Genomic DNA, 3,589 nt, shown 5'->3' with positions numbered 1-3,589 from the left:
TGTTGCTTATGACTTCCAGCCTTTTTCTCTGTTCTCGACTCAGAATCACCTTGTCTCGTTTTCCTCTTCCCATACTTTCCGCCTCAGTTATCCTATTTCTATTGCACTATTTTAGCTGTGCCACGCCAGTAGGGTGCGTTAGGGGCGGTTTGCCGTCATTTTCTACCTCGTAGCCACCGCTGGTAAAGCCGGCCCCGTAACGCACCACCGCATCAAACAGCAAAAGCGATGCACTCGAATAATTGAATATTTTCCTCTTCTATTCGAGTTTTGGCAACTCCGAAAACTGTTTTTGGAGTTGCCATTGAGTTACCAGACATTATTGATGTCATAAAACATAGTTCACTTATAAATCTTGGCAATCTCCTCAGATAATTGAGCCGGGGTCATTACCGGATATTCAGGTGGATATACAGATTCAGTTTCTCCAGATGGAGAGAGTGCCTCAAGGCAATTAGGAGGTTGACTTACCTTTCCTTTAAAGGGTTTATCTTTATCTGGAGACCACGCTTTTAGAAGTTTTGTTACATCAGATTTCATCTTCCCTCGTGTTTGATCAGGAACCCAACTTTTTTGTGAAAGTTTGTTTTCTACATATTTAACAAAACCAAAGGAGTCTTGATACTCTATTGGAGCAACGATCTTACAGTTCCTTCCAATGGCGGCTTCGTATTATTCCGATGCTGTATTAAGAATACTAATAAGCACAATTTCAGCAAATTCCGGTGACTGAAGATTCTTATGATTTTCAAAAAAACTATCTATAGCTGATTTTATGTCTGCCACTGATACCTGAAGTTTTTTAGTTACTTCCTCACTATAAGGTTGATATTTAGCTGTGTCGTATAGATCTTCCAAATTCTGTTTGAAATCATCAACACCTTCCTCTTTTAATTTATCTTGAATTTCCCCGTAAAGTTCCTCAATAGGATGTTCTAAATGAGATTGTGCTTGATCTGGGGTTCCCCCTTCTAATAAATCTTTGGCTGCAATCAGATGACCTTGCATTAGACCAAGATTTTTGATATAATATTCATCTAATATTTTTTCATATTCGGAGTTAGAAAAAAGTTCACTAGTTTTAGTAGGAGTATTACTAGGTAGATAGTACCCAATTACTACCACTAAAAGGGCAACAACTAAAGTAATAAAAACGTATTTGAGTATATTTTTCATAACGTTTACTGTTCTCAAAATTTGTTACTAGGAATAACTGAAAATTGTCCCATGCAACCATTTTAAGCAATTTGGTCTTGATGAGGGTGAAACATATAGTTTCCTGGGAAAGCATACGCAAACTCTAAAATATGCCGTTCCGCTGTACCCATAGTAATGACATCGGTTTTTAGAGTTGGCTTGATAGTACAACCGGTTGGATAAACTTTAAACATGTTGGCATGAATATGAAAAGTAACAGCCACATCATACTCAATCATATTCACTATATATAATCTTATTAACTGATTTTGATAAATCGGAATAGGGTGTTTATGGTAAAAATCAGGTAAGCCATTAAACGCATAAAGTTCATTAGTTTTAATGTCTTCAGTTTTTATGTCTCCGTCAATGTCATAACCTGACATAACTAAAACCATTTCATCGGCGGAAGGGCGTTTTCTGGGAGGATCAATAATGAACATACCATACAGTCCTTTGCTAATGTGGCGAGTAACAGGACTAACATGGCAATGGTAAAGATGAACCCCATAGGGCTTAGCCTCAAATTCATAGACAGTTTCTTTACCTTTGCCTATGGGAGTCACTCCATCCATTTCAGCAGGATGAATACCATGAAAATGAATGCTATGACTACTAGCAGAATCCTGATTCCGAAAAATTACTCTAATCCGATCACCTTCTACCGCTCTTAATGTTGGACCGGGAACTCGATTATTAAAATTCCAGCTAACCCAACCTACCAATTTATTTAGCTGAGTCGAGGTATTATCTGCAACGATTTCAAACTCCCTGATCAGATGTCCATTTTCCTGCTTAACACGACCATAATCAAAACTTCGTAGACAATTTATAGGATCAAATCCAACATACTTTGCTGAGAGTTGCTCATCTGTGGTGAACCTAGGTACCTTAACAGTGGCAGTAGGTCGCGATTTAAGGAATTGGTAGACAGTCCCTGCGATCCCTAAACCTACAAAACTAGATTGTAATAGTTGGCGACGACTCCACATAATAGCAATATTAGGGATTACTAGTCTAAATATAGCGTTTATTGCAGTTATGAGGTAAGCTTATCAACTTCAAAGTCCTCCTTATTAAGGGGAATTTAGGGGGTTCGCTTGGGTGCATCGCTTTTGCTGTTTGACACGGTGGTGCGTTACGGGGCGGGCTATCCAAACCCTGGCTACGAGGCGGAAAATGAGGCTCCCCTAACGCACCCTACGCAACTTTTTTACAAATATGAGATGCACCCGATCGCTTTGTACTTCACAAGTCGTAGTAGAATTGCTATATCCTGGAATAAAAAAATTAAAATTCAGGATCATTTCGGCACTGATAAAATTTATCATGTTCAACATCAATAAATGGATCTGTTCCTCTTTTTTTGTCATGAACAGTAAAGATGCTCTGAAAAAATCCTGCGTCAAACAACTTGTATTCAAGACTCTTTCGATCTTCAAGCTCACAACTATTGTTATCAGGATCTAGTTGATCACATTGACCATCCTTAATTTTTTTGAAATATTCTTCCATCAACTCCCTTCTTTCTTTCTCAGCTTGCGTTTTTGACACTTCCAGGTTAAGTGCTCTGTCCAATCTATCTTTAGCTTGATCATACTTAGAAGTCATATAGTACGCAAAACCAGAATCTCGCAATGCATAATAGTAAAGTTCAGTATCAGGATTTTCTGTAACTTTGTCATATTCTTTAATGGCCTGATCATACTGACCATTCTCTAAGATATATGAGTTCCCAATGTAGTACCTAATCTGATAAGCATCTGGCTCTTTCTGTAAAATTTTTTCAAAAGAATCTCGAGCTTTTTCATAATCCTTATTAAGTAGTTGAGCTTTAGCCTTGCTTAACAAAACTGTATGCTTTCCGTTCTGGTCAGATACTTGGAGCTTATTGTAAAGTTCTATCCCTTTCTTATATCCATTAAAGTTGTTCCACTTATCTTTCTTTAAATTTTTAGATGTCTTATTCCTGTCTCTGCTAACTAAGAAATGACCCAACTCAAGCAGTGCAAAAAAATTATTGTCTACAGTTTTAACTTTCTTAACATCTATATAAAGGTTAATTGCCTCTTCATAGCGTTGACTAGCAGGCAAACAGTCTAGACTCTCCGGATTCAGTACAAAATCCTTAAAATCTTCCATCAAAGCGATGTATAATTTTATCAGCGGATCTTCTGGATTATACTTTTCAGCACTCTTGAAATTTTCTTTCACTTGTTCGATTAACTGATCAACCGTTAATTGAGTGTTATTTATTGTTATTATTTTGGGTCCCTTATTTTTTTGCCAACTAGCATAGGAATAAACTAGTTTTGCTCTTCCCAGATTTTTATAGGCTAGATATAAAGCAAAATTATTGTTGGGAGATTTAATTCTTCAGAAGATTCTGCGA

At 37.2% G+C, this 3,589-nt stretch carries 4 protein-coding genes; all 4 read right to left on the bottom strand.

Going from position 1 to position 3,589, the window contains the following annotated elements; translation table 11 throughout:
* Positions 1 to 342: 342 nt before the first annotated feature.
* The gene (locus F6K37_RS34955; protein ID WP_287255437.1) at positions 343 to 540 is read right to left on the bottom strand and encodes a hypothetical protein; all 198 of its coding nucleotides are present in this window, start codon (positions 538 to 540) and stop codon (positions 343 to 345) included.
* Positions 541 to 672: 132 nt separating this feature from the next.
* Entirely contained in the window at positions 673 to 1,176 is a 504-nt protein-coding gene (locus F6K37_RS34950; RefSeq protein WP_287255435.1) for a hypothetical protein, read from the bottom strand.
* Positions 1,177 to 1,238: 62 nt separating this feature from the next.
* Positions 1,239 to 2,189: a multicopper oxidase domain-containing protein gene (locus tag F6K37_RS34945; RefSeq protein ID WP_287255434.1), complete on the bottom strand. Its 951-nt coding sequence runs from the start codon at positions 2,187 to 2,189 to the stop codon at positions 1,239 to 1,241.
* Positions 2,190 to 2,487: 298 nt separating this feature from the next.
* The gene (locus F6K37_RS34940; RefSeq protein ID WP_287255432.1) at positions 2,488 to 3,411 is read right to left on the bottom strand and encodes a tetratricopeptide repeat protein; all 924 of its coding nucleotides are present in this window, start codon (positions 3,409 to 3,411) and stop codon (positions 2,488 to 2,490) included.
* Positions 3,412 to 3,589 lie beyond the last annotated feature (178 nt).

It is taken from the genome of Moorena sp. SIO4E2 (assembly GCF_010671945.1).
In the GTDB taxonomy this organism is placed as follows: Bacteria; Cyanobacteriota; Cyanobacteriia; order Cyanobacteriales; family Coleofasciculaceae; genus Moorena; species Moorena producens.
This window is presented reverse-complemented; position numbering and strand designations above follow the sequence as displayed.